The following is a 26,541-nucleotide window of genomic DNA, read 5'->3' as shown; positions in this document are numbered from 1 at the left end:
TGCTCCCGTCTCCGGTCGACGTCGTGCGGACCGGATTGGGTTGGGGACCGCAACGGCGGGATGCCGGCATCTCGTGCCCAACGCGGCCGACTCTACCCGACGAACCCGGCGGCACCAGCCCTCCGCCACGTCAGGGCGCGACCGGACCGGGCTTGTGGTGCAGGTAGGAGCCGACCCAGTCGACCACGTCCCGGGTCGGGTGGGTCGGCGGAACCGGGCGGAAGTTCGCCGCGTCGTCGGTGCTGCCGGTGCCGGTGTAGCGGGCGGTCAGCGGGTAGGGGAAGACCGGGCGGGTGCGCACCACGTTCCCCGCGGCGTCCCGACCGGTCGCGATGATCCGGTCCGGCGCGGCCCCGTGCTCGACCCACGCCAGCAGGGCGTGCACCGGGTCGAACTCGGTCAGGCCCGTGCCGCCGCCGCAGTGCTGGAGGCCCGGCACCATGAACACGCGCGCCCAGCGCCGGACGTCCCCGTCGTCGTGCCGCGCCAGCCGTGCGTAGTAGTCGAGCAGGCCGCGCGGCGGGACGCCCTGGTCGCTCCAGCCGTGCCAGAGGATCAACCGGCCGCCCGCGCGGCGGAACTCCCCCAGGTCGAGGCTCATGGCGTTGCCGCGCGCGCCTTCCGCGCCGAGCCGGGCGAACTCGCCGACGGTGAACCGGACGTCCGCCAGCGACGAGTGGGGCGTGCCCAGCGGGTAGGCCAGGTACTTCAGGTAGTGGTCCGCCAGCAGCGCGGCCACGGAGGCGCCGCCGAACTCGGGGACGGGGACGATCCAGCCGGCCCAGCCCAGTTCCGAACCCCGTTCCTGGCCGGCCGGGTAGAGCCGGTTGCCGTGCGCGTCGGTGGGGCCGGCGTACACCCGGCGGGCCGCCTCGACCTGGGCCGGGGTGAGGCACGTCGGCCGGTCCTCGCCCGGTGGGCAGAGCAGCGCGGCCGGGTCGTGGTCGCACCGGCGCGGGTCGTCGAGCTGGCCGTCCACCAGGCCGTCGAGGTGGTCGCAGTGCCGGAGCACCGCGTCGTGCAGGGCGGGCAGCCGGTCGGCGGTGAGCACCGGGCGGCCGTCCGGGCCGGTGGTGGCGCGGGCCAGCCACGCCTGGTGGAGCAGCAGCGCGGACATGGCGTTGACCGGTGCGCCGGCGATGATCCCGTCGAAGTCGTGCGGGTAGCGCTGGGCCAGCAGCAGCGCTTCGCGACCCCCGTTGGAGCAGCCGCCGAAGTACGAGAACGACGGCGGGTCGCCGTAGAACTCCTCGATGATCCGCTTGGCGGCCATGGAGACCACGTGCGGCGCGCGGAACGCGAGGTCGTCGCGGGCGGCTTGGTCGGCGGCGGCCCAGGTGCCGTCGAGGGAGGGCACCGGGGCGTCGCTCGCGTGCCCGTCGTCGGTGGCGGCGACCGCGAGGCCGCCGACCTCCGCGCCGCAGGAGGGGAACGGCGGCGCCGCGAGTGCGCCGCAGAACCCGCCGCACCCGTACTGGAGGTAGCGGCCGGTGTAGGTGGTGGTGGGCAGCTTCAGGTGGAACCGCACCTTCGGCTCGACGTACCCGAGCACGGCGCAGTGCGCGACCTCCCCGTCCTCGGCGAGCTGAGCACTCGTCACGTGCACGCGGGTGCCCGGCACCGCGAAGTCGTGGACCAGGTCCGCGCACTCGACCACGGGCGCGACCGTGCCGGCCCGAGCAGCCGACGCGGTGGCGACCGACAGCGAGGCCACCAGGGCGACGACCGCGAACAACCGGGTCACCACATCACCCGTTCGGACCCGTCTCCACCACGTTCCGCGCACCTCTACTCCAGCATGGAATCCGAGTTCTGGTACGACTCCTGGGCCGTGGGCGGCACGAAGACCAGCTTCCACCTGCCGAACGTCCACGAGCACGCCCTCCTACTCGACAACCTCGGCCTGGTGGCCGGTGCGCGGGTCCTGGTGCCCCTGTGCGGCAAGACGGCGGACCTGCGGTTCTTCGCGGAGACGGCGGCCGAGGTCGTGGGCGTCGAGCTGGTGCCCCGGGCCGTCGCCGAGTTCTTCGCCGAGAACGACCTCGACCCGGTCGAGGAGGAGCCCGACGTCTTCCGCTGCGGCAACCTGGTGATCCGCCGCCAGGACATCTTCACGCTCACGCCCGACGAGCTCGGCCCGGTGGACCTGGTGTACGACCGGGCGTCGCTGATCGCGTTCCCCGACGACATGCGGCAGCGCTACGCCGAGGCGATCACCCGGCTGGTGCGGCCCGGCACCCGGTACTTCATCAACACCCTGGAGTACCACCCGACCCTGCCGACGCCGCCGTTCAGCGTCGGGCCGGCGGAGGTCGTCGACCGCTTCGGGCACGCGTTCGAGGTCGAGCACGTCGCCGCGCAGCCCCGGCCGGAGCACCGGATGGTCGAGAAGTTCGGCCTGACCAGCCTGGTGGAGCACGGTTTCCTGCTCCGCGCGCGCTAGCTCCGGCTCTCAGTAGTTGCAGCGCGCCTGACCGAACACCAGGTAACCGCGCTGCACGCCCGAGCTCTCGGAGGTGCCGTCGCAGCTGATGGACAGGAAGCCGTTGAACTCGGTGTGCTCCGGGTCGGCGTACCACTGGTACAGGCACGCGTAACCGCTCTTGCACACCGGGATGGCCTCGGCGGCGGCGGGCACCAGGGCGACGACCCCGAGTGCCGCGGCGACCGCGACCACCAGACGACGAACCACGGCGGACCTCCTCGTTCGGGGGGCAGACCTGGGACCGCTCTCAGGATGACAGCGGGACCGGCGGCCGCGATATCGCCGAACGGCAGAACACTTCGGGACGAACGGCGGGTCCGCCCCCTGTGCGCGGGCCGCGCGCGGGCGCTAGCTTTGGCGTTCATGAGCGACTCCCCGGACATCAAACCGCGCAGCCGCGACGTCACCGACGGCCTGGAGCGCACCGCCGCGCGCGGGATGCTGCGGGCCGTCGGCATGGGGGACGACGACTGGGCCAAGCCGCAGATCGGTGTCGCGTCGTCGTGGAACGAGATCACGCCGTGCAACCTGTCGCTGGACCGGTTGGCCAAGGCGAGCAAGGACGGCGTGCACGCGGCGGGCGGGTACCCGCTGGAGTTCGGCACCATCTCGGTGTCCGACGGCATCTCGATGGGCCACGAGGGCATGCACTTCTCGCTGGTGTCGCGGGAGGTGATCGCGGACAGCGTGGAGACCGTGATGCAGGCCGAGCGCCTGGACGGCTCGGTGCTGCTGGCCGGGTGCGACAAGTCCCTGCCCGGGATGCTCATGGCGGCGGCGCGGCTCGACCTGGCCAGCGTGTTCCTCTACGCGGGCTCGATCCTGCCCGGCCGGGTGACGCTGTCGGACGGCACCGAGCGCGAGGTGACCATCATCGACGCGTTCGAGGCGGTCGGCGCGTGCGCGCGGGGGTTGATGAGCCAGGCCGACGTGGACCTGATCGAACGCGCGATCTGTCCCGGCGAGGGCGCGTGCGGCGGCATGTACACGGCGAACACGATGGCCAGCGCGGCCGAGGCGCTGGGGATGTCCCTGCCCGGCAGCGCCGCCCCGCCCGCCACGGACCGCCGCCGCGACACCTTCGCCCGGCGCTCGGGCCAGGCCGTGGTGGAGATGCTGCGCTCGGGCATCACGGCCCGGCAGATCATGACCCGCGAGGCGTTCGAGAACGCGATCGCCGTGGTGATGGCCTTCGGCGGGTCGACCAACGCCGTGCTGCACCTGCTCGCCATCGCGCACGAGGCCGACGTGGAGCTGTCGCTCGACGACTTCGCCCGCATCGGAGCGCGGGTCCCGCACCTGGCGGACGTGAAACCGTTCGGGCGGCACGTGATGACCGACGTGGACCGCATCGGCGGCGTGCCCGTGGTGATGAAGGCCCTGCTGGACGCGGGGTTGCTGCACGGCGACTGCCTGACCGTGACCGGGAGGACGGTGGCGGAGAACCTGGCCGACATCGCTCCCCCGGACCCGGACGGCCGCGTGCTGCGGGCCCTGTCGTCCCCGATCCACCGCACCGGCGGCATCACGATCCTGCGCGGCTCCCTGGCCCCCGAGGGCGCGGTGGTGAAGTCGGCGGGCTTCGACACCGACGTGATCACCGGCACGGCCCGGGTGTTCGACCGGGAGCGCGCCGCGATGGACGCCCTGGAGAACGGCACCATCAAGGCCGGTGACGCCGTGGTGATCAGGTACGAGGGCCCCAAGGGCGGGCCGGGAATGCGCGAGATGCTCGCCATCACCGCCGCGATCAAGGGCGCGGGCCTGGGCAAGGACGTCCTGCTGATCACCGACGGCCGCTTCTCCGGCGGCACCACCGGGCTGTGCGTGGGCCACGTGGCCCCGGAGGCAGCGGACGGCGGCCCCATCGCGTTCGTCCGCGACGGCGACCCGATCAGCCTCGACGTCGCCTCCGGCACCCTGGACCTCGGCGTGGACGCGGCGGAGCTGGCCGCCCGCCGCGAGGGCTGGGAACCGCTGCCGGCCCGGTACACGCGCGGCGTCCTGGCGAAGTACTCGCGCCTGGTCGGCTCGGCCAGCGGAGGCGCGGTCTGCGGGTGACCCCGGCTGGAGGCCGGCGCGGGTGGGCTTGGGTACGCATCCCGTTCCCCCACCCCACCCGCGCGGGACCAACTGCACCGCGAGCAGGTCACTCCACCGCACAGGTGGCGAACCGCTCCAGCCCCTCGGGCTTGGCGGCGACCCGCCCGATGGCGGTCTCGATCCGGTTCAACGCCGCTTCGCGCTTGCTCTTGAGCGGCCCGAGGATCGCGTTCTGCACGAAGTTCGGCCCACCCTGACCCACGGTGTCCCGCAACCGCTGCTCCGCCTCGGCGACCTGCTTGTCCAGGTTGGCCAACTCCCGCTCGACCTCGCCGCGCGCCGCTGCCGGAACGGCGACCGGGATCACCGGGTCCGGGCAGGAGATCCGCCCCACCGCCCGCGGGCTTTGCGGCTCCGTGCTTCGTGGGTCTGGGCGTTGCGGCTCCGGGCTGTGCGGGCGACGGCCATCGCGGTGCTCAACGCGCCTGCGCCGATCAGACCGACGACCACGACGCGTTTCCGGCGCTGGGGAACTGAGTGCGCTCGCGACATCAGAAACCTCACGATGGGTTGTGGACGCGCCGGGAACCCCGACGCCCGCCTGTGAAGCCGAAAGACCTTCATCGGCTCGCACTGCGGGATACGGCCGGTCCACACGGCCGGTTCGCCACTTAGGGGGAGGCAACCCCCACGCCCGAGGCGGCAGCGGCGGGCGCTCTCGCGTTGTTAGCATGTCGCATGCAAGAGGGCGCCTTACCGGTCATCCTGACGACCATCCTCGCCGTCACCCTCATCCTCGGCGCCCTCAGGTTGCGCGCCAGGCGCCACGGGCCGGACAGGTTCTGGGCCTGGGTAGAGCGGGTTGGTTGGTTGGCGGGGGTGGTGTCCGCTGTGCTCGCCCTGACGGTCGTCGTGGTCGCCGTCCAGGGTGACAAGGGCGTTCAGAGCCGGACGACGACACCCCAGCCGGAGCCGACGACGACCACCACCGCCACCACGCACCGCCCAGAGCCGTACTCCTACCTCGCCCCCTCCCCCGGACCCGACTGCGACCAGGGATCCGCCCGCTGGCAACTCCTCCGGGGCACGGTCACGTGCGCGCCGACCGGGTCCCTCTTCACCTCCGACAACGGTGAGGCGACCGTGTCCCTGAGCTGGCCCGACTACCGCTTCCCCGACACCTACAAGGTCGACGTCGTCGCCGACGCGCTGAACCCCACCACGTGCGTGTCCGTCCGCGTCCGGCAGCACTACGGCCTCGGCGCCTGCGCCCACGGCGACGTCTACATCACGCGCTACGAGCAGACGTCGGTGATCCTCGCCGCCGACGCGTTCGACCGCGCGAGCACCTACCTCCAGCTGACCGTGCGGGTCGACGGGTCCCGCCTGACGCTGACGGCGTTCAGCGCGTCGAACCCCAGGACCATCGAGCTGACCGCCACCGACGACGCCTACCCGGCCGGCGACGCGATCACCCTCGGCGTGCACACCCCGAACACGACTCCGCCGTCGGGCGTGCTGTCCGCGTTCAAGTTCGAGACGGCGAAGTAGCGGACCGTCCACAAGAGACCCGCGTTCGGTGCGCCGGCGACGCGCGTCCCTACACCTGCAGGTCGGACTCGATGCGCTTGAGCTGGTGCCGGGCCAGGGCGAGGTTCGCGGTGTCCCTTTCCAGCACCAGGTACAGGAACAGCGAACCCCGGGACTTCACGCCGCCCATCAACCGGATGAGGTGGTACTGGCGGTGCAGCGTGATGAGGATGTCCTCGATGCTGTCGTTGAGCCCGAGCATCGAGATGACCCGCAGTTTCGACCGGACGACCTCGGTGTTGCCCGCCGCCGCGACCTCCAGGTTGAGCCAGTCACCCCCGCCGCTGGTGCCCAGGGACATCCCGCTGTCGTAGTCGACCAGCGCGACACCGATGGCGCCGGCGATGGACATGGCTTCTTTCAACGCGGTGTCGATGTTCATCGAATTCCACTTCTCCGTGTCGGTCGGTGGTCGAGGCGACGCGGCGGACCGCCCGTGCCTAGGTCGTGGGGGAACGCGTCGCCACAGGGACGCCATTGACGAGAGCAATGCACCGAGGATGGGCATGTGTCGGTGCCCTCTGGTGGAAGATGTGTGCGTTCTTCGTCAATGGCGTCCGGCGAGGCTGTTCGTGACGCTTTCCGGCCGGTCGAGGGTGTCTTCGCCCCTGGCACCGGCGGGATCGTTCCTTTCGTTCGGCGGACGCTGTGCAAGCGGGGTGAGGATCGCTCCGACCCGGTCGATCACGGCCCGGGATTCGTGGAGGAGGCGGCCGAGGTTCAGCCCCTTGTCCCCGAGCACGACCATCAGCGACATCCGGTTGATCGCGTACACGGCCAGGTAGCCCTCGCTGCCGAACACCACGGTCTGGCTGAGCCCGCCCAGGCCCATCACCTCCGCCGCCTGGCGCGCGATGCCGTGATCGGCCGCCGCGAGTGCGGAGATGTGCGCCGGGTCGACGTTCCGCACCACGTCGCCGATGATCGGAATCCCGTCCGACGCGGCGATCAGCGTGTCGGTGATCCCGGGGACGTTCTCGCGCAGCGCCCGCAACTCGGCCGCCAGGGCGTCGTAGTCCACCACACTGCCTTTCTGCTCTTTCGATGCGTTTGCGCAGCCGAAACACAGGTGCTCCGACCGGAGGGAAAAGGGAGGCGCGCGACCATTCCGACCACTGCCACCGGTACTTCTTACCGGTTGATCCACACAACTAGGTCGAGTGTCACACGATCGAGTGAATAGGACTTTTCCTGTAACAGGGATCGGGCCTCAATTCATCAATTGCGAATGCGTCCGTCTGTCAACAGGTGCGAGCAGGACAACGAGGACACGAACTGACCTGAATGCCTCCTAGGGTTCCGCTCATGAGCCAGCTGAAGCCCACCGACGTGGTCCTCGTGACCGGAGCCACCGGCACCCTCGGGCGCAAGATCGTCGACCAGCTCGTCGCCGCCGGCGTGCGGGTGCGGGCGTTGACCAGGAACCCGGCCGGTGCCGGGTTGCCGAACGGCGTCGAAGTCGTGCACGGCGACCTGACCGACCCCGCCGGCCTCGGACCCGCGCTGGACGGGGTCACCGCCCTGCACCTGCTCACCCTGGCCGGGGAGGGCAACGCCCCGCTCACCACGGGCGAGGAGATCGTGGCGTCGGCGATCGCGGCCGGCGTGCGGCGGGTCACCGTGCTGGGCACCGGTGATGGCCCGGTCGAGCGGGCGGTCGCGGCGAGCGGGGTGGAGTGGACGGCGGTGTGGCCCATCGACTTCATGGCCAACGCGCTGGGCTGGGCCGACGCGATCCGCACCGAGGGCGTGGTCCGGGAACCGTTCGGCGGCAGGCGGACGGCGTCGGCCGACGAGACGGACGTGGCGGCCGTGGTGGCGGCGGTGCTGGTCGACGGCGGCCACGCGGGGCGGAAGTACACGGTCACCGGTCCGGAAGCGCTGACCCCCGCCGAGAAGACCCGCGCGATCGGCGCCGCCCTCGGCCGTGAGGTCCGCTTCGAGGAACTGACCCCGGACCAGGCGCGGGCCCAGTGGGCGGCAGACGGCTGGCCGAGCGAGGGCATCGAGTTCATGCTCGACATGTGGGCCACCGTGCCGCCGGAGGTGGCCGACGTGACCACCACCGTCGAGGACGTCACCGACCGCCCACCCCGCCGGTTCGCGGAATGGGCCGCACACCACGCCCCCGCCTTCAGGTAACCGGGCCGCCGCGCCTCACCGCACGGCGGTCACACCGGAGCTCCCGGTACCAGCGGCGGTGGACGACCGGCACGCCGACCGAGGCCGATCCCCCCGCCCGCGAGCCCCCGGCACGCCCACCGCGTCCGCGCGTCTACCTCGGTGGCTGGAAGCCGCCGATCTCCTGTTCGAGCAGTTCGGCCAGCCGCAGCGGGGTCCGGTCCTCGGACATGGGGCCGACGAGTTGCACTCCGACCGGCAGGCCCTCCGGCGACCGGCCCGCCGGGACGGCGGTGGCGGGGAGGCCGGGCATGGTGGGCAGGCCGGCCCAGACGAGTTGGTCGAAGTACGGGTGTTCGACGCCGTCGACGGCGATGCGCCGTTCCATCGGGTTGGGGTGGTGGTCGTGCGGGAACGCGGGCGTCGGTGTGATCGGGCACACCACCGCGTCGAACTCGGCGAACAGTCGCCGCCAGCCGTGCCGGTGGAGTTGACGGCGGTGGTCGGCCTGGAGCCAGTCCCGGTGGCCGGCCCCCATCGCGCGCAGCCGCACGGCGTCCAGGCTGCGGTCGTCCGGGCTCGGGTCGCGCCGGTCCGGTCCGACGGGGAAACGCGCGACCGCACCCGAGATCAGCAGCTGCATGTAGACCGTCGCGGCTTCGGTCAGGTCCGGCAGCAGCGGGCTGTGCCATGCGACCCGAGCGCCGCCGTCGACCAGCGCGGCGGCCACTCGGTGCACGGCCGCCCGCACGGCGGAACCGGTCGGGATGAGCGGGTGGTCGTCGAGGACCAGGACGCGGAAGTCGCGGAGCCGCTGGTGGCGGGCGGGCGGTAGGGCCAGGCGGTGGGCCACGCCCAGGGTCAGCGGGTCCGGGCCGGCCATGACGTCGAGCAGGAGCGCGAGGTCGCGGGCGGTGCGGGCCATCGGGCCGACGACGGCGAGGTCGAAGTCGTTCGGCAACGCCGGTTCGCCCGGCGGGGTCATGCCGCGGGAGGCCGCCAGCCCGAGCGTCGGCTTGTGCGCGTAGACGCCGCAGAAGTGCGCGGGGGTGCGCAGCGAGCCGGCGAGGTCGGAGCCGATCGACAGCGCCCCGAACCCGCACGCCAGCGCCGCCGCCGACCCGCCGGAGGACCCGCCCGACGTGCGGCCGGGGTCCCACGGGTTGGTGGTGGTGCCGTAGAGCTCGTTGAAGGTCTGGATGTCCTGCAAGCCCAGCGGCACGTTCGTCTTGCCGAGCACCACCGCGCCCGCGGCCTTGAGTCGCGCCACCTGCACCGCGTCCTCGGCGGGCACGTAGTCCCGGTGCGCCGGCATCCCCCACGTCGTAGGCAGCCCGGCGACGTCGTAGGACTCCTTGACGGTCACCGGAACACCGAGCAGCGGCCGGTCCTCGCCACGCGCCCGTTCCCGGTCGGCGCGCTGTGCCGCCGCCCGAGCACGGTCGAAGTCCGGCACGCAGATCGCGTTGACCACGTCGTCCTCGCGCTCGATGCGGCCGATCGCCTCATCGGTCAACTCGACCGAAGTCACCGCGCCCGCACGCAACGCGGCGATGAGCGCTTCGGCCGACTGAAAGCTCCATTCCATGAAATCGACGCTAGAGACCCGCCTCGGAAGCCACGAAATCCCGAAATCCGCAAGGATTACTGGTGTTGGTCACCCCAGGCACGGGCGTAGCGGTTGGCGTCGGGGCGTTGCGGGTCGCGGCTGCGGTAGACGACGTACGGGCGCACGAGGTAGCCGAGCGGTGCGCTGAACACGTGCACCAGGCGGGTGTACGGCCAGATGCCCAGCAGCACCAGCACGATCACGTTGTGCACCTGGAAGCTCAGCGGCGCGTCGGCCATCAGCTCCGGCCGCGCGGAGAACGTGAACAAGCCCCGGAACCACTCCGACACCGAGGACCGGTAGTCGTAGCCGCCGCCGATCAGGTTCTCCCCCACGGTGTTGACCATCCCCGTGAGGATCGCCGCCGCCAGCAGCACGTACATGACCTTGTCGCCGCGCGTGGTGGCCTTGCGCACGGCGGACACCGTGAACCGCCGGTACAGCAGGATCACCAGACCCGCCACGGTGGCCGTGCCCGCCAGGCTGCCCGCCGTCACGGAGACGACGTGGTACATCTCGTCGGTGATCCCGAAGAACTCGGTCCAGCTCTTCGGGACCAGCAGGCCCATCGCGTGACCGCCGATCACGGCCAGCAGTCCGAAGTGGAACAGCGGGCTGCCCAGGCGCAGCAACCGGCTCTCGTGCATCTGGGAGGACCGGGTGGTCCAGCCGAACTGGTCGTGCCGGTACCGCCAGACGTGCCCGACCAGGAACGAGGTCAGCGCGATGTAGGGCAGGGCCAGCCACAGCAACGTGCTCATCGTCGTCCTCCCGATCCGGCGTGCAGCGAGGGGTCCATCGCGAAGGGCTCCAGGCCCACGTCCTCCTCGGGTGGTCCCTCGGCGGCCAGTGCGGCGACCTTGCGCCGGTCGGCGGCGTTCAAAGCGGGCAACGTGCCGCACACGGCGTCCAGCACCGGCAGGTACGGCGAACCGCTGTCCTCCAAGGACAACCGGATCAGCTCCAGCACCGGGCGGTGCTCGACCAGCAGCCGACGCCCGGCGTCGGGGTCGGTGGTCGCGGCGAACTCCAGCACCACCGACAGGTGGTCGGGCAGTTCGTGCTCGCCCAGCTCGACACCGGCCGCGCGGTAGGCGTGCTTGAAGCGCAGCAACGCCATGCCGCGCTTCCGGGTGTCGCCGTAGGCGTAGTACGACAGGTGCAGGCAGTTGCGCCGACGCAGGTCGAAGGTCTCGACGTAGTGCTGGGCGAGCGTGCCGCCGGGCAGCGCGAGGGCGTGGTCGATGAACGACACGAGCGCGGGCGAGGGCACGGACGCCGCCGCCGCGCGGAGGTCCGGCAGCATCGACAGCACCGCCTCGGTCGGGTAGTCGATCAGGAGCGCGGCGATCCGCCACACCAGCCGGGTGTCCCTTTCCGACGAGGCCGCTCTCATCCGATCGCCTCGGGCTCGTGCGCGGCGCCGTTGCCCGCGGCCGGGAACATGCCCTCGGTGGTGACGCCGTCCCAGTCCAGCAGGTTGATCCGCCGGGACTTGTCGGCCGGGGCCGCGCCGTTGGTGTCGACCAGCTGGAACTTCTCGGCCATCACGTCGAACGCGGTCATGCCGGGACCGCCGTCGTCGTCCAGGCTGCACCCGGTGGCGATGGCCTCCAGCCGGTGCGCGTCGGAGGTCGCCCCGCCCGGGATGACGTACCGGTCCTCGTACTTGGCGATGGCCAGCAGCCGGTACATGGACTCGATCTCGCCGGGCGCGAGCCGCACGGACGCGGCGATCGAGTCGTCCACGTCCTCGCCGAGGTTGACCTTGCGCATGTGGGCGCGCATCGCCGCCAGCCGCTGCAACGACGCCCGCACCGGCCCCACGTCACCGGCGGTGAACAGCTCCGCCAGGTACTCCACGGGGATGCGCAACGCGTCGATCGCGCCGAACAGGTTGCCCACCTCCTCGCCGTCGTGGCCCGTCTCGCTCAGCACGTCGACCACGGGCGACAGCGGCGGCACGTACCAGACCATCGGCATCGTGCGGTACTCCGGGTGCAGCGGCAGCGCGAGCTGGTAGTCCACGATCAGCCGGTACACCGGCGAGTTCTGCGCGGCCTCGATCCACTCCGGGGAAATCCCGGCTCGCTCGGCCTCGGCCACCACCCGCGGGTCGTGCGGGTTGAGGAACACGCCCAGCTGCGCCGGGTAGAGGTCCTTGTCGTCACGGACCGACGCGGCCTCGCCGACCTTGTCCGCGTCGTAGAGCAGCACGCCGATGTAGCGCAGCCGGCCCACGCACGTCTCCGAGCACACCGTGGGGATGCCCACCTCGACCCGCGGGTAGCAGAACGTGCACTTCTCCGCCTTGCCCGTCTTGTGGTTGAAGTAGATCTTCTTGTACGGGCAGCCCGTGACGCACTGCCGCCAGCCGCGGCACTTGTCCTGGTCGACCAGCACGATGCCGTCCTCGGCGCGCTTGTAGATCGCGCCGGACGGGCAGGAGGCCGCGCAGGAGGGGTTGAGGCAGTGCTCGCAGATGCGCGGCAGGTAGAACATGAACGTCTGCTCGAACTCCAGCTTGACCTGCTCGGAGAGCTTGCCCAGCAACGGGTCCCGGCCGATCTGCTCGGGACCGCCGCCCAGGTCGTCGTCCCAGTTGGCGCCCCACGTGACCTTCATGTCCTCGCCGGTGATCGACGACTTCGGCTTGGCCGTGGGGGTGGTGTCGGAGGGCGGGGCGGACAGCAGGTTCTGGTAGTCGTAGGTCCACGGCTCGTAGTAGTCCGCGACCGAGGGCAGGTCCGGGTTGGCGAAGATGTTCAGCAGCCGCTTGAGCCGCGAGCCGGTGCGCAGGGTGAGCTTGCCGCGCTTGTTGAGCTCCCAGCCGCCCTTCCACTTCTCCTGGTCCTGGTACTGGCGCGGGTAGCCCTGGCCGGGCCGGGTCTCGACGTTGTTGAACCACGCGTACTCGACGCCGCCGCGGTTGGTCCACGCCTGCTTGCAGGTGACGCTGCACGTGTGGCAGCCGATGCACTTGTCCAGGTTCATCACCATTGCGAGCTGTGCCATCACGCGCATCAGTACTGCACCTCCTGGCTGCGGCGGCGAATGGTCGTGACCTCGTCGCGCTGGTTGCCCGTGGGGCCGTGGTAGTTGAGCGCGAAGGACTGCTGGGCGTAGCCGCCGATGAGGTGCGACGGCTTGATCATCAGCCGGGTCAGCGCGTTGTGGATGCCGCCGCGCTTGCCGGTCGACTCGGTGCGCGGCACGCCGACCGCCTTGTCCTGCGCGTGGTACATGAACACCGTGCCCTCGGGCATCCGGTGGGAGACGATCGCGCGGGCCACCACGATCCCGTTGCGGTTGACCGCTTCGATCCAGTCGTTGTCCTTGACGCCGATCTTCGCGGCGTCCCGGTCGGACATCCAGATCGCCTGCCCGCCCCGGGACAGGGTGAGCATGTGCAGGTTGTCCTGGTAGGCCGAGTGGATCGACCACTTCGAGTGCGGGGTCAGGTACCGGACGGTCACACCACCCTCCAGTGCCCCACCGTTCAGGGCACCCACGGCCGGCTCGTCGAACAGCGCGGTCATGTCCAGCGGTGGCCGGAAGACCGGCAGCTGCTCGCCCAGCTCGAACATCCAGTCGTGGTCGAGGAAGAAGTGCTGGCGGCCGGTGAGCGTGTGCCACGGCTTGAGGCGTTCGGTGTTGATGGTGAACGGCGAGTACCGCCGGCCGCCGGTCTCGCTGCCCGACCACTCCGGCGAGGTGATCACCGGCACCGGCCGGGCCTGCGTGTCGGGGAAGGTGATCCGCTTGCCCTCGCTCTCGGCGGCCAGGTCGGCGAGCTTGGTGCCGGTACGCCGTTCCAGGGCGCGGAAGCCCTCGGTGGCCAGGCGGCCGTTGGTCGTACCGGACAGCGCCAGGATCGCCTCGGCGGCGTGGGTGTCCTTGGCCAGCGACGGGCGGCCGGCGGCCACACCGGTGGCTATGGTCCCGTTGGCGCCCTTGAGGTACTCGACCTCCTCGTCCGGGTGCACGGTGACGCCCTTGGTGGTCAGGCCCACCTTCTCCACCAGCGGCCCGAGGGCGGCCATCTTCTCCCCCACCGCCGGGTAGTCGCGTTCCACGACGACCAGGCGCGGCATGGTCTTGCCGGGGATCGGCTCGCACTCGCCGGTCTTCCAGTCCAGCACCCGCCCGCCGGGCTGGGCGGTGGCGTCCACGGTGTCGTGGGTGAGCGCCACGGCCACGATGTCCTTGCGCTTGCCCAGGTGCTTCTCGGCCAGCCACGAGAACCCGCGCGCGATGCGGTGGAACGCCTCGAAGTCGGTCTTGGTCTCCCACGGCGGCGAGATCGCGGGCGAGAAGGCGTGCACGTAGGGGTGCATGTCGGTGGAGGACAGGTCGTGCTTCTCGTACCAGGTCGCCGCCGGGAGCACGATGTCGGAGAAGAGCGTTGTCGACGTCATCCGGAAGTCCAGCGACAGCAACAGGTCCAGCTTGCCGACCGGTGCTTCCTCGCGCCAGGTCACCTCCTGCGGGCGCACACCGTCCGCGTCGCGGGCGCGCAGGTTCGTGTCGGTGCCCAGCAGGTGCTTGAGGAAGTACTCGTTGCCCTTGGCCGACGAACCCAGCAGGTTGGCCCGCCAGACCGTGAGCACGCGCGGGAAGTTCTCCGGGGCGTCGGGGTCCTCGCAGGCGAACCGCAGGTGCCCGGACTTCAGCCCGTCCACGACGTGGTCGGCGGCGGACTTGCCCAGCCGCTCGGCCTCGTCGGCCAGGTCCAGCGGGTTGCGGTTGAACGTCGGGTAGCTGGGCATCCACCCCAGCCGGGACGCCAGCGCGATGTTGTCGGCGGCGGTGCGGCCGGCGAAGCGGCCACTGGCCAGCGGCGAGGACATCACGTCCGAGGTGAACGGGTCGTAGCGCCACTGGTCGGTGGCCAGGTACCAGAAGATCGTGCCCTGCATCTGGCGCGGCGGGCGCTGCCAGTCCAGGCCGAACGCCAGCGTCGCCCACCCGGTGATCGGGCGGCACTTCTCCTGGCCCACGTAGTGCGCCCAGCCGCCGCCGTTGACGCCCTGGCAGCCGGTGAGCATGGTCAGCGCCAGGAACGAGCGGTAGATCTGGTCGGAGTGGAACCAGTGGTTGGTGCCCGCGCCCATGAGGATCATGGACCGGCCCTGGGAGCGCTCGGCGTTGTCGGCGAACTCCCGGCCGATCTTCTCGGCCTTGGCGGCGGGCACGCCCGTGATCGCCTCCTGCCAGGCCGGGGTGTAGGGCTGGGAGGCGTCGTCGTAGCCGGTGGGCCACTCGCCGGGCAGGTCGCCCCGGCGCACGCCGTACTGGGCCAGCAGCAGGTCGAACACCGTGGTCACCCGGCGGCCCGCGACGATCCGCGTCGGCACGCCCCGGCGCAGCACGCCCGGCTCGGCGGTGTCGAACCGGGGCAGCGCGACGGTGACCGGGTCGTCGCCGCCGACCGACAGCAGCGGGTCGACCTCGCCGAGGTCGAGGTTCCAGGAGCCCTGGCCGGAGTCGGTGAACCGGTGCCCGAGCGACCCGGGCGGCACCACCGGTGTGCCGTGGGCGTCGAGCAGGACGGTCTTGGACTCCGCGCCCTCGCCGAGGTCGCCGAGGTCGGCGGCGGTGAGGAACTTGCCCGGCACGAAACCGTCGTCGGTCTCGGTCAGGGTGACCAGGAACGGCAGGTCGGTGTAGCGCTTGACGTAGTCGGTGAAGTACGGGGTGGTCTTCTCGACGAAGAACTCCCGCAGGATCACGTGCCCCATCGACATGGCCAGCGCGGCGTCGGTGCCCGGCCGGGCGGGCAGCCACTCGTCGGCGAACTTGGTGTTGTCGGCGTAGTCCGGGGACACCACGACGACCTTCTGGCCCCGGTAGCGCGCCTCGGTCATGTAGTGCGCGTCCGGGGTGCGGGTGACCGGGACGTTGGAGCCCCACATGATCAGGTAACCGGCGTCGAACCAGTCCGCCGACTCGGGCACGTCGGTCTGGTCGCCGAACACCTGCGGGCTGGCCACCGGCAGGTCGGCGTACCAGTCGTAGAAGCTCAGCATCGAGCCGCCGACCAGCGACACGAACCGCGCCCCGGCCGCGTGGCTGACCATCGACATCGCCGGGATGGGCGAGAACCCGGCGACCCGGTCCGGGCCGTACCGCTTGATGGTGTGCACGTGGGCGGCGGCGACCATCTCGGCGGCCTCCCACCACTCGGCCCGCACGAACCCGCCCATGCCGCGCGCGGCCTTGTACCGGCGGGACTTCTCGGGGTCCTCGACGATGTCGGCCCACGCGAGCACCGGGTCCTTGAGCCGCTCCTTGGCCTCCCGGTAGTACTCCAGCAGCACGCCGCGCACGTACGGGTAGCGGACCCGGGCGGGCGAGTAGGTGTACCAGGAGAAGGAGGCGCCCCGCGGGCAGCCGCGCGGCTCGTACTCCGGCTTGTCCGGGCCGATCGACGGGTAGTCGGTCTGCTGCGCCTCCCAGGTGATCACGCCGTCCTTGACGTAGACCTTCCAGGAGCAGGAGCCGGTGCAGTTCACGCCGTGGGTGGACCGCACGACCTTGTCGTAGGCCCACCGGTCCCGGTAGAAGACGTCGGCACCGCGCCCACCGATCTGGTGCAGCGTCCGCCCGTCCGCGGAGGTCTCACCTCGCTGGAAGTGCCGGGCCAGGCGCAGCAGCGAGTCGCCGATCTCGGAATCGGAATTCGACACGGCGATCACCTCCGAGGTAATAGTGAATCGCTAAATCGACAGCGGTCGTCAATGACCGTGCGGGCTCACCCTAGGACGCCGTGGTGGGGACGACAAGAATGCGGTTGAATTCGCACTTTATCGCGCCGGCGGTGGTGAGCGGGAAGTAACGCCACGTTTACAGTCACCCTCTTGCGCGGTGCGGTTCCTTGATCGAAACGCAGGACTTCACCTGCGGCGACGCGGTTCGTGGCGGCGCGGACGGCGGTGACGGCTCGGCAGGTTCACACCTATCTTTAACATCCGGGTCACATCGCGGACCCGTGTCACCGGCCGGCCCGGACCGCCACCGGGCATTTGCGGAAGTCGAATTCCTGCACGGCGGGCGACCGGTCTTATCGCGGGAGACGTCCACATCGCGGGAATGCGGAAACGTCGTCAGGTGGTGAGGTGGCGGGCGAGTCGCAGGCTCAACGCGGCCAGGGTGAGGGTCGGGTTGGCGGCCGGCGAGCTGGGCAGCACCGAGTTGTCGCAGGCGTACAGGTTCTCGTAGGCGAGGAACTTCAGGTCGGCGTCGACCACCCCGCCGCCGTCCTCGCCCATCCGCAGCGTGCCGACCTCGTGCGCGACACCGCCGAGGTCGGCCCGGGTGAGGTCCAGCGTCTCGCCGGTGATCGGTTCGGCCCCGATCCCCTCCAGCACGGTGGCCGCGATGTCCCGCACCTCCGCCACCAGTGCCGGCGCCAAGGGGCACGGCCGGACGACGACCTGCACCGGCACGGCCGGCGGACCCACGACCCGCACCTCGTTGGTCGCCACGAGCGGGGCGTTGAACAGGAACACGATCTCGCCCAGGGTCGAGTCGGCTTTCCGCTGCCGATGGCGCGCGAGGTTGTCCGGGTCGACGTAACGGCCCTGGTTGAAGTCCGCGCCCAGTTCCAGCACCACGTTGTACGGGTGCAGGTCGACGGTGGTGCCCCGGTGCCGCGACCAGAGCTTCGCCGACGCGTCGACGGCCGCGTGCGGGGAGCCGGCGGGCAGCGAGAAGTGGGTGTACCAGATCGGGTGGTCGGTGATCCCGCGCCCGATCAGGCCGGTCGGGTCGGTCAACCCGGACAGCAGCGCGATCTTGGCCGACTCGATGGTCCCCGCGCAGAGCACGACGGTGTCGGCGCGGTACTCCCGCTGCTTGCGCGCAAGCAGGTCGTAGGCGCTGACGCCGACCGCCCGGCCGTCCCGGGTGAGCACGCGCTGCACGGCGTGGTTGAGGTTGATCGTCGGCACGCTCCGCCCGGGGTCGACGACCAGCCGGTCCTCGCTGAGCAGGTCCGCGGTGGAGAACATGCCCGCCGGGATCGACAACGTCGTGTAGCCCCGGTACTGCACCGCGACCGGGGCGTCGAGGTGGTCGAAGTCCGGCAGCAGGCGGGTCAGCGCCCGCTTGGCCTCCTCCTGGTAGGTCGAGCCGATCGGGGTGCTGCGGTTGAGCGCGTCCTCGGCCACCCGGTACCCGGTGGTCAGCAGGTACTCGCGCACGGCCGCCGGCCACCCGCTCAACTCCCAGGCGCCCATCCGCGGGATCAGCCCACCCCAGAACACCGACCGGCCGCCGAGGTTGAACGCCTGGGCGCCCCGGAAGTCCGAGCCGTCGACGTTGGCGTAGTTCCGGACGCCGAAGTCCTGGAACAGCCCCCACACGTGCTTGTCGAACTTCCCGACCCGCAGCCGGCGCGGCAGGTTCGCCACGTGGGTGGGGAACAACAGGGAACCCGCCTCCAGCACCAGCACGTCCGCGCCCGCGTCGGAGAGCTGGTCGGCGAGCAGCCCGCCACCGATGCCGGACCCCACCACGATCACGTCGTACACCCGCTGCCCGTCGTGGTCGGGCCGGAAGAACCGCTGCTGCACCTCGCCGTTCTCGACCACGACCGCGGGCAGCGGGGTGAACGCGACCTCGTCGGCGAAGTCCCGCACCCCGCCGGCGGTCGGCTGCGCGACGAGGTTGGGGCCGTCCATCCACGTCGTGCCGTCCAGCACGAACTTGAACTCCAGCAGCGGCCCGTACCGGGCCTCGTCGAGCCGGAAGGTCCAGGCGCCGTCCTCGTACACGCCGGGCACGTCGACGGTCCACCCGTCGACGCCGCTGCGCAACGCGACCACGTCATCCGGCACGAACTCGTTCGTGTGGAAGCGAACGACGAACATGGGACACCGCCTTCGCAGTCGGCATCCACGAGTACCAGGCTCCCCAGGACCGCGCGCGGCGAAAGCCCGGTACCGGCCGGTAATCACGTCGACGGGTGGCGGCGTGGAAGTGCGACCAACACATCCGCCCGGCCGACCGTCCCAGCGCTCCCCGCCGGCACCCCACCGCCACCCCGGCCGCGGTGGTGGTCCGGATCGAGCGGCCGCGGAACCCGCCACCAGCGCATCACGCCCCGCCCACGCCTGGACCAGCGAACCACAGCTACCCGTTCGGTGACGTCCGACCGCGCGAGCGGGCGAGGGTGTCGATCCACTGCCGCAGGTGCCGGACCTGGGTGGACATGACCTCCGGGTCGCGCAGCGCGCCGGCCAGCAGCGCGCCGCCCTGGATGCCGGCGAACAGGGTCGTGGCCAGTTCTCGCGCGTCCTGCGCGCCGAGGGCGCGGAGCTGGTCCTCCGCCCAGTCCAGGATGCGTCGGATCGGTCCGGCCGCCTCGACGTCCAGGCCGTCGTCGCGCCGGTCGAGGTCGGCGGCGAGCGTGCCGAACGGGCAGCCGTACCGGGCGACGACGTCCCGCATCCGCTCCCACTGCCCCACCAGGGCCTTGAGCCGCTCCGCCGGTCCCGGCAGGTCCGCCAACCCCGTCAGCAGGGCCTCGACCTGGTCGACCTGCGCCTCGATCACGGCCCGGAGCAGGTCGTCCTTCGTCTTGAAGTAGTAGTAGACGTTCCCGACCGGGACGCCCGAGGCCTGGGCGATGTCGGCGAGCGAGGTCGCCGCGACGCCCTTGCGGTGCACCAACTCGGCCGCGCCGGCGACGAGCCGTTCGCGCTTGCCACCGCGCTTCCCGCCTGGTGAGTCAGTCATCCCACTCACACCCTAGGCGTTCGCGGGCCGGGCTGCTAGCGTGGCAGTTAGTCAGTCAACTAACTCACATCTGGAGGTGCGGATCATGACCGGTTTATCCGCCTACGGGCCCTGGGCCGTCGTCACCGGGGCTTCGTCCGGCATCGGCCAGGCCTTCGCCGAGCGCTGTGCCGCGGACGGGCTCAACGTCCTCCTGGCCGCGCGCTCCACCGACCGGCTGGAGGACCTGGGCCGGACCCTCACCCGGGCCCACGGGGTCGAGCACCGCGTCGTCACCGTCGACCTCGGCCGCGCGAACGGCGCCACCGACCTGCTCGCCGCGTCGGCGGACCTGGACGTCGGACTGCTGGTGTCCAACGCCGGCGGCGGGCACCCCGGCCGGTTCCTCGACCAGGACCTCCCCGACCTGCACCGCCGGCTCGTCCTCAACACCACGACCCACCTCGACCTCGCGCACGGCTTCGGCCGCCGGTTCGTCGAACGCGGTCGCGGCGCCATGGTGCTGGTCTCCGCGCTCGGCGCGGTGCACGGACTGCCGAACATGGCGCACGAGAGCGCGGCCAAGTCCTACGTCCGCAACCTCGGCGAGGCGCTGCACCACGAACTGCGGCCGGCCGGCGTGGACGTCACCGTCATGCTCCCCGGCAACGTCGACACCCCGATCATCGACCGCTTCGGCCTGGACCGCGCCCGCCTGCCGATCCGGCCCCTCCCCGTGGCCACCGCGATCCGGCAGACCGTCCACGCGCTGCTCTCCGGGCGCGCCGCGATCGTGCCCGACCGCCGCCTGCGCACCGTCGCCCGGCTCACCCCGCGCCGGGTGTCGATCAGGGCGAACGGCCGCATGCTCGGCGAAGCCGCCGCCGCCCTCGCCGCCCGCCGGGCCGACGCTCCCGCCGGACCGCCGCGGTAGGCCCCGGCAGGGCCACCCCGACAGTCCACAGTGGACTTCGCCGGCACCGCTGGGCCACATGGCGGAAGCGGGTTGACGGCACGGGTGTTCTGTGGTGGGTTCGTGCGGACGGGGGAATTGGGGCTCCTCCGGTCACTGTGCATCGACTTGGGGGGTTGCAGTGGCACGTCTTCGGCATGCGCTTTTCACCACCGGCCAGTTCCGGATCAGATCGACGTTGCTGGTCTTCGCGGTGGCCGCGGCACTCGGAGCGGGGATGACGACGGCCGTGCCCGCGGTCGCCCAGCCCCAGCCCGATCCCGTGCCACCGGCAGCACAGCCGGCTCAAGACCCGGTCGCCGCCGCCGAGTCCGCACCGATCCCGCCGCCCCGGGACGTCCAACCGCTGGACCCCGGGCCGGACGGTGCGCCGGACGTGGCGCGCGAGCCGTCCCGGGCCCAACCGTTGGCACCGTTGCCCGAGGTGGACCCCGGTCCCGACGCGCACGTCCCCGTCGAACGCCGGCCCATCACGCCCGAACCGCCGGTGCGGCCCACCGCGCTCGACCTGCCGACCCACCCCGCCCGGGAACTGGTCGACGCCACCACCGCCGACGCCCTGGCCACCCTGGGCCGCGCGGGCAGGCTCGCGCCGGACGGCACACCCGACCTCGACGCCGCCAAGCTGCAACCGCAGGTCTCCTCGGCCCAGCTGGTCGATCCCTCGCGCAAGGCGACCCTGCGGGAACTGCTCGACGCGCTGACGTCCGGCAACCTCCCGCCGCCGCTGCCGGTCGACCCGTTGGCGTTGCTGCAACAACTCCCGGACGGCATCCCGCGGATCACCTACCGGATCTGCTCGGAGTCCCGCACCAAGGCCGTCTCCTGCTCGCTGACCCTCCCGCTGGCCGTCCCGGCGGTCGTTGACGTCACCGGTGACCGCACGCCGGACGTCCTGGCCGACCTGGTGCCCGCCGCCGCGGTCGGCGACATCGTCGGGGCCTCGCGCGAAGTCCTCGACGTGGAACGGCAGATCGCCGACGCGACGGCCCGGCTCAACGTGGTCCTCGACCTGCTCAAGGACCCGCTCAACGTGATCCTGCACCCCGAGCTGCTCATCGAGAAGCTGGAACTGGAGAAGCTCCTGGCGTCCCTCGACGGCCTGCTGCGCCAGAAGCTGGAAGCGCTGCTGAACCTGGTCCACGCGGGCTTGGCCGTGCTGTCGGTGCGCCTGCCCACCAGCGAGCACGCCGGCGCCGACCTGCCCGCCCACGTCTGGGCCGTCTACGACCTGCCCACCCACAAGCGGATCTCGGTCGGCTTCGACGGCCTGCGGCGCGGCTCCAGCCTGCCGACCGCCGCACTGGGCCTCTACACGTTCGCCCCGATCCAGGCCGTGCGCGGGATCTTCGACATCAAGGCCACCGTGCTCCAGGTCGGCGCGGGCGAGTCGATGGCGGTCACCGCCGGGCTCGCGAACGTCGCCGAGACCGACAAGGGCGAAGCGGTGGACCCGACCGTGGCCAGCGCCCGCTTCTCCCCCGTCCCCAACCTGTTCACCGCGCACGCCTTCATCGACCCCGGCGCCGCCGACCGGGACCAGAAGGCCGCGGTCGACTCCACCAGCAGCGAACGCACCCACCTCGACACCCAGGTGCTGTCCAACAGCGCCACGGCCAACCGGTTCGACCAGCTCAAGGTCGACCTGCTGCCCACCTCCGTGTCGGCAGCGCTGACCCGGCCGGTGGGCGGCGCGCAGGCCACCGTCCAGTACATGGCCGACTCGACGATCGACGACGTGTTCTTCGCCGACTACGTCTACACCGGACGCGACCTGAGCCGCGCCGTGCAGGCGAGCGCCAAGGCCGTGCCGACGCGGTGGAACGCGGTCCTGACCTCCGCGCAGGACAAGGTGAAGCTCGACTACGGGGCCGCGAGCCCGCTCAGCGCGTTGGACATCGCGGTGCTCGACCGCGACCCCGCCATCGTGCTGCGCGGCGCGTTGCGCGACCTCCCGACCGTCGCCACGGTGGACGTCGACCTCCCCGGGCGGCACGTGCTGTTCGACGCGGCCGAGGCGTTGGGCTCCGCCGAGGTGTTCCTGTCCCGGAGCCAAGGCGCGTTCGCCCCGCTGACCGGTGACCACGCCACCCTCGTGCTCGACGGCGGTCGGCTCGGCGTGAGCGCCCGCGTCACGGGCCTGAAGAAGATCGACGTCTTCTTCGGCGACCACCCGCGCGGCACGACCGAGTTCTCCCCCGGCGGACAGGCGTTCGTGGGCGCCGGCAACATCGACGGCCACCAGAAGGGCCGCCTGGACGTGTCCAACCTGCCCGCCACGCTGTCGTTCGACCTCGACACCGCCCAGCGGAAGGTCGCCTTCCGGGCGAGCAGCGTCGTGCGGCGGGTGCGGGCCGCCTACGTGGACACCGCGACCGGGCCGAGCGCCGTGGCGGCGGTGGACGGGGTCCCGGCGTCCGTGGACGTGAACTACGACCTCGGGGACCGCCCGCGCGTGCGGTACAAGGCGTCCAGCGCCGTGCCGCGCGTGGAGCTGTTCGCCAGCCCGCAGGGCGTGGAAGCCCTCGACCCCAACGCCCACCACTACCTGTCCACGGCCGCCACGGACGTCCCGACCGAGGTGGACGTCCTGGTCGACCTGCCCGCCCGGCACCTGGACGGCACGCTGTCGGCCCCGCTCGGCGGCATCGCCGCGGTCGCCCGCACGCCGTTCGCCGGCCGGGACACTGTCGCGATCGCCGAGCTGACCGGCGTTCCCGCCCGGTTCGACGCCGACTTCACCGATGGCACGATGCGCTTCCGGGGCCTGTCGGGTCCGCTGGGCTCGGCCCGGTTCGCGGTGACCAACCACGCGGGCGCCACCGCACCGGCGGGTCAGCACGTGTCGGTGCACTACCGGCAGGCCACCGGCGACTTCGACGGCAGCGTCCTGGTGCGCAACCTCTCGCACGCCGAGTACTCGCGCGGCGCGGCCAGGCAGGTCACCCGGCTGGACTCCGACACCGGCGGCCAACCGGTGTTCGCCGACGCCGACGTGGTGCTGGCGGCGAACGGCGTGGACGACACCCGCCTGGCGCTGACCGCGCGGATCGACAACCTGCCGACGCGGCTGGAACTGGTGCAGGACCTCGCCGACGGCAAGCTGACCTACACCGGTGACAAGTCCATCGGCTTGGCGGCCGAGGTGCGCGTCGGCAAGGTCAAGGCGCTGGAGGGCCTGGGCGCACCACTGTTCGACAACGGCGCGGCGGTGCGCGTCCGGGGTTGTGATGACGGCCAGGGCTGCACCCGCGACGACACGCCGCTGTGCACGCTGTTCGCCCGCTGCCTCGGCCTGGCCGGCACCGTGCGCCTGCCCGGCCTGCCCACGTCGCTGGCGCTGAACCTGACCGCGAAGCAGGTCGAGTTCACCGGCTACAGCCAGCCCGCCGGCGCGCCGCTGACCGCGTACCTGGAGGTGGACGGCCTGCTGCCGGGCCTGCCCCGGCTGGAGGGCCTGGTCCGGCTCGACGGCCTGCCGGCGGGGCTGGACCTGACCGTGGGTCCGATCACCGTGGAGGGTGCCCCGGCCCGCGTGGACGTCGGCTACCGGGCGTCCGCCCCGCTGGGCACCCTGCGGGTGGACGCCGAAGCCGTCACCCCGACCGCCTACGGCACGCTGCGCGGGCGGGCCACCATCGCGAAGCTGCCCGCGACCGTCCACGTCGTCGGCACCTTCGACGCGGTGACCACGCTGGGCGTGCACAACTCCGCGGGCATCGACGAGATCACCGCCGCGCTGTCGGGCGTGAGCAGGGGCTACCTGTCCGCTTCGGCGACCGGGGTGCCCAAGGACATCGACGTGCGGGCCGACGTGCCCGGCGGCACGTTCACCTCCACGCTGTCGGACCCGTTGGGGTCCTTGACCTTCGCCGCCGCGGGCGTCCCGTTCCAGGGGCGCGAGCACCAGGTGTTCGCGCAGGCGACCGGCGTGCCCACGCAGCTGAAGGCCACCTGGTCGGGTGGCGCCCTGGACTTCCGGGGCGTGACCGGACCGGTGGGCGGGGCCAGGTTCGCCGTGACCAACCACCCGGGCGCGACCGCCCCGGTCGGCCAGCACGTGGCGGCGCACTACCGGCAGCTCACCGGCGACCTCGACGCGAGCGCCTCGGTGGACGGCCTCTCCGCCGTCTCGGTGTCCAAAAAGGACAGCGGACTGGCGTTCGACATGCGGTCGGGCAACGGGGTCTTCGCCTTCGACGGTGACGTGGTGCTCGCCGCCGGTGGCGCGGACGACACCCGCTTCTCCGGGTTCGGCCGGGTGAGCCTGCCCAGCCACCTGCTGATCGACTACAGCGGCGAGAAGTTCCACTACGAGACCGACCGCCCGGTCGGGCTGGCGGCGCACGCCCGCATCGGCAAGGTGGCGGCGATCGACGCCGTGGGCGGCGTGCCGTTCTACCCGCACGGCGTCGCACTGGAGGCCAAGGGGTGCGCCGGCGGCACCGGCTGCGCCCGCGACGACACGCCGCTGTGCGCGGTGTTCGGCAAGTGCTTCGGCGCGGTCGGGACGGTGAACCTGCCCGGCCTGCCCACGAGGGTCGACGTGGACATCAAGAACCAGAAGGTCGACGTCGTGGGCTACCGCCCGCCGGCCGGGGTCGACCTCACCGCGTACGTCGCCCTGGACGACCTGTTCGCGCAGATGCCGCACGCGGCGGCGCAGGCGGTGCTCAGCGGCCTGCCCTCGCCGTTCGACCTGCACATCGGGCCGTTCGGGTTCGACGAGAGCCTGGACCCGGCCAAGCCGAGCACCCTGGAGGTCGCGTACGACAGCTCCGACGCGGCCGAGACGCTGGCGTTGAAGGCCGAGGCGCGCACCACCACCGAGCACGGGAACCTGGCGGGCGAACTGGACGTGTTCGGCGTGCCCGCGCGGATGAAGGTCGCCGGCAGCTTCGGCAAGGACTCGACCGTGCGGGTCGAGGCGTCCTCGCCGATCATCCTGGTGGACGCCAACGTGACGGCCCGGTTCGCCGGTCAGCCCGCGTCCGCGCGGGCGTCGGTCACCAACATCCCGGCGTGCGCGGGCGACAACTGCGTGACCGTGGGGATCAAGGGCACCGACTCCAGCGGGACCGCGCTGAAGGTGCCGATGATCACCGTGGACGCGCCGGCGGCCGGGCTGGGCGTCGAGGCGTTCGTCCGGGGCAGCCTGGGCATCGACGCCAAACCGGTGCACCTCCAGCTGCACGACGCGTACCTGAAGCTCGTCGGGGCCGGGACGAAGGTGGGCACCCAGGTCGTGCAGAACGTCGAGACCGGCAGCTTCGACACCACGGTCACCTCCACGCCCGCCGCCGCGTCGATCCTGCTCGGCGGCGCGTTCTCCCTGCGCACCGACCGGATCACCATCCCCGACCCGGCGCTGAAGATCCCGATCTGCGGCGTCGACGTGGCGGCGCTGCACCTGGGCGGGCACGTGCAGGTGAACCGGCTGGAGATCGGGACGGTCTACCTGCACGCCGACGCGTTCACCACGTTCCAGGTGCGGCCCGGCGAGCAGTACCTGGCCTTCGGCGTGGACGGCGACTACCGCGAGTTCGGCATCGGCATGGACGGCATCGAGATGAACGTGGACGTGGACCTGCAGATCAAGGTCCTCAAGTTCGACGACCCTTCCATCCCGGCGTTCTACGAGAACCGGGTGCTGCTCGACCCGGCGACCACCCGCCGGACCGTGCGGACGCACCTGTACGACCAGGAGTACGGGCCGGTCGCGCGGCTCGTGCTCAAGATCGGCGACCTGGAGATCACCGACTTCGACCTCGAGCGGGTGCCGCGGCACCTGCGGGACGTCGAGCCGAACGGGACGCTGTCCGGGTTCGTCTACACACCGTCCAAAGCGGACCACAAGCTGGTGTTCAGCATCCTGGACCCGGGCCTGGAGGAGAAGGACCGGCCGTTGATCGACCTGGCCACGGCGTTCAAGTACAGTCCGTTCGACAAGAACGGGGGGCCGGACCCTGGCTGTTAAGGGGTTTCCGCTGCTCGTCACGG

General features: G+C 71.6%; 18 protein-coding genes. 6 read left to right on the top strand and 12 right to left on the bottom strand.

Translation table 11 applies throughout. The features are described from left to right. Positions 1–130 precede the first annotated feature (130 nt). Positions 131–1,735 carry a tannase/feruloyl esterase family alpha/beta hydrolase gene (locus DFJ66_RS41335; RefSeq protein ID WP_121232484.1) on the bottom strand — a complete coding sequence of 535 codons (1,605 nt, stop codon included), beginning with the start codon at positions 1,733–1,735 and terminating at the stop codon, positions 131–133. Positions 1,736–1,798: 63 nt separating this feature from the next. Between DFJ66_RS41335 and DFJ66_RS41330 the strand changes: the two genes are divergently transcribed. Then, on the top strand, positions 1,799–2,443 hold the full coding sequence (locus tag DFJ66_RS41330; protein WP_121230191.1) for a class I SAM-dependent methyltransferase: 645 nt from the start codon (positions 1,799–1,801) through the stop codon (positions 2,441–2,443). A gap of 9 nt (positions 2,444–2,452) precedes the next feature. Here the strand turns inward: DFJ66_RS41330 and DFJ66_RS41325 are convergent, their stop codons facing one another. Beyond that, on the bottom strand, positions 2,453–2,692 hold the full coding sequence (locus DFJ66_RS41325) for a hypothetical protein (RefSeq protein ID WP_147459540.1): 240 nt from the start codon (positions 2,690–2,692) through the stop codon (positions 2,453–2,455). 156 nt (positions 2,693–2,848) lie between these two features. Here DFJ66_RS41325 and ilvD point away from each other — a divergent pair, with 156 nt between their 5' ends. Next, positions 2,849–4,546 carry a dihydroxy-acid dehydratase gene (ilvD, locus tag DFJ66_RS41320; protein WP_121230187.1) on the top strand — a complete coding sequence of 566 codons (1,698 nt, stop codon included), beginning with the start codon at positions 2,849–2,851 and terminating at the stop codon, positions 4,544–4,546. 88 nt (positions 4,547–4,634) lie between these two features. Here the strand turns inward: ilvD and DFJ66_RS41315 are convergent, their stop codons facing one another. After that, positions 4,635–4,922, bottom strand: a complete 288-nt coding sequence (locus DFJ66_RS41315; protein WP_211351493.1) for a hypothetical protein — start codon at positions 4,920–4,922, stop codon at positions 4,635–4,637. Positions 4,923–5,419: 497 nt separating this feature from the next. Between DFJ66_RS41315 and DFJ66_RS41310 the strand changes: the two genes are divergently transcribed. After that, positions 5,420–6,079, top strand: coding sequence for a hypothetical protein (locus DFJ66_RS41310; protein ID WP_121230185.1), 660 nt, complete (start codon positions 5,420–5,422; stop codon positions 6,077–6,079). A gap of 49 nt (positions 6,080–6,128) precedes the next feature. On the opposite strand, the gene DFJ66_RS41305 is transcribed toward DFJ66_RS41310, so the two are convergent. Together DFJ66_RS41305 and DFJ66_RS41300 are read right to left on the bottom strand one after the other, a co-directional pair. Beyond that, on the bottom strand, positions 6,129–6,500 hold the full coding sequence (locus DFJ66_RS41305; RefSeq protein WP_121230183.1) for a hypothetical protein: 372 nt from the start codon (positions 6,498–6,500) through the stop codon (positions 6,129–6,131). 165 nt (positions 6,501–6,665) lie between these two features. Beyond that, positions 6,666–7,142: a roadblock/LC7 domain-containing protein gene (locus tag DFJ66_RS41300; protein ID WP_246030134.1), complete on the bottom strand. Its 477-nt coding sequence runs from the start codon at positions 7,140–7,142 to the stop codon at positions 6,666–6,668. 281 nt (positions 7,143–7,423) lie between these two features. Between DFJ66_RS41300 and DFJ66_RS41295 the strand changes: the two genes are divergently transcribed. Then, positions 7,424–8,260, top strand: a complete 837-nt coding sequence (locus tag DFJ66_RS41295; RefSeq protein WP_121230181.1) for an NmrA family NAD(P)-binding protein — start codon at positions 7,424–7,426, stop codon at positions 8,258–8,260. A gap of 133 nt (positions 8,261–8,393) precedes the next feature. Here the strand turns inward: DFJ66_RS41295 and DFJ66_RS41290 are convergent, their stop codons facing one another. The 7 genes from DFJ66_RS41290 to DFJ66_RS41260 form a co-directional block, all read right to left on the bottom strand. Beyond that, positions 8,394–9,827, bottom strand: coding sequence for an amidase (locus DFJ66_RS41290; RefSeq protein WP_121230179.1), 1,434 nt, complete (start codon positions 9,825–9,827; stop codon positions 8,394–8,396). A 56-nt stretch (positions 9,828–9,883) separates the two neighbouring features. After that, positions 9,884–10,609: a respiratory nitrate reductase subunit gamma gene (gene narI / locus DFJ66_RS41285; RefSeq protein ID WP_121230177.1), complete on the bottom strand. Its 726-nt coding sequence runs from the start codon at positions 10,607–10,609 to the stop codon at positions 9,884–9,886. After that, positions 10,606–11,244: a nitrate reductase molybdenum cofactor assembly chaperone gene (gene narJ, locus DFJ66_RS41280; RefSeq protein WP_121230175.1), complete on the bottom strand. Its 639-nt coding sequence runs from the start codon at positions 11,242–11,244 to the stop codon at positions 10,606–10,608. Before narJ ends, narI begins: the two co-directional genes overlap by 4 nt. Continuing rightward, positions 11,241–12,872, bottom strand: coding sequence for a nitrate reductase subunit beta (narH, locus tag DFJ66_RS41275; RefSeq protein WP_121230173.1), 1,632 nt, complete (start codon positions 12,870–12,872; stop codon positions 11,241–11,243). The genes narJ and narH overlap by 4 nt, the downstream gene beginning before the upstream one ends. Continuing rightward, positions 12,872–16,537: a nitrate reductase subunit alpha gene (locus tag DFJ66_RS41270; protein ID WP_246030133.1), complete on the bottom strand. Its 3,666-nt coding sequence runs from the start codon at positions 16,535–16,537 to the stop codon at positions 12,872–12,874. Before DFJ66_RS41270 ends, narH begins: the two co-directional genes overlap by 1 nt. A 417-nt stretch (positions 16,538–16,954) precedes the next feature. Next, entirely contained in the window at positions 16,955–18,721 is a 1,767-nt protein-coding gene (locus DFJ66_RS41265) for a GMC oxidoreductase (RefSeq protein WP_121230169.1), read from the bottom strand. Positions 18,722–18,983: 262 nt separating this feature from the next. Next, complete coding sequence (locus DFJ66_RS41260) at positions 18,984–19,589, bottom strand: TetR/AcrR family transcriptional regulator (protein WP_121230167.1); 606 nt, start codon at positions 19,587–19,589, stop codon at positions 18,984–18,986. An 85-nt stretch (positions 19,590–19,674) separates the two neighbouring features. Between DFJ66_RS41260 and DFJ66_RS41255 the strand changes: the two genes are divergently transcribed. Then, positions 19,675–20,502, top strand: coding sequence for an SDR family NAD(P)-dependent oxidoreductase (locus DFJ66_RS41255; protein ID WP_121230165.1), 828 nt, complete (start codon positions 19,675–19,677; stop codon positions 20,500–20,502). 256 nt (positions 20,503–20,758) lie between these two features. Further along, the gene (locus DFJ66_RS41250; protein ID WP_147459539.1) at positions 20,759–26,518 is read left to right on the top strand and encodes a hypothetical protein; all 5,760 of its coding nucleotides are present in this window, start codon (positions 20,759–20,761) and stop codon (positions 26,516–26,518) included. Positions 26,519–26,541 lie beyond the last annotated feature (23 nt).

Origin of the sequence: Saccharothrix variisporea (assembly GCF_003634995.1) — a bacterium.
Lineage (GTDB): Bacteria > Actinomycetota > Actinomycetes > Mycobacteriales > Pseudonocardiaceae > Actinosynnema > Actinosynnema variisporeum.
Note: the sequence above shows the minus strand (reverse complement) of the source record. Positions and strands in the feature narration are given on the sequence as shown.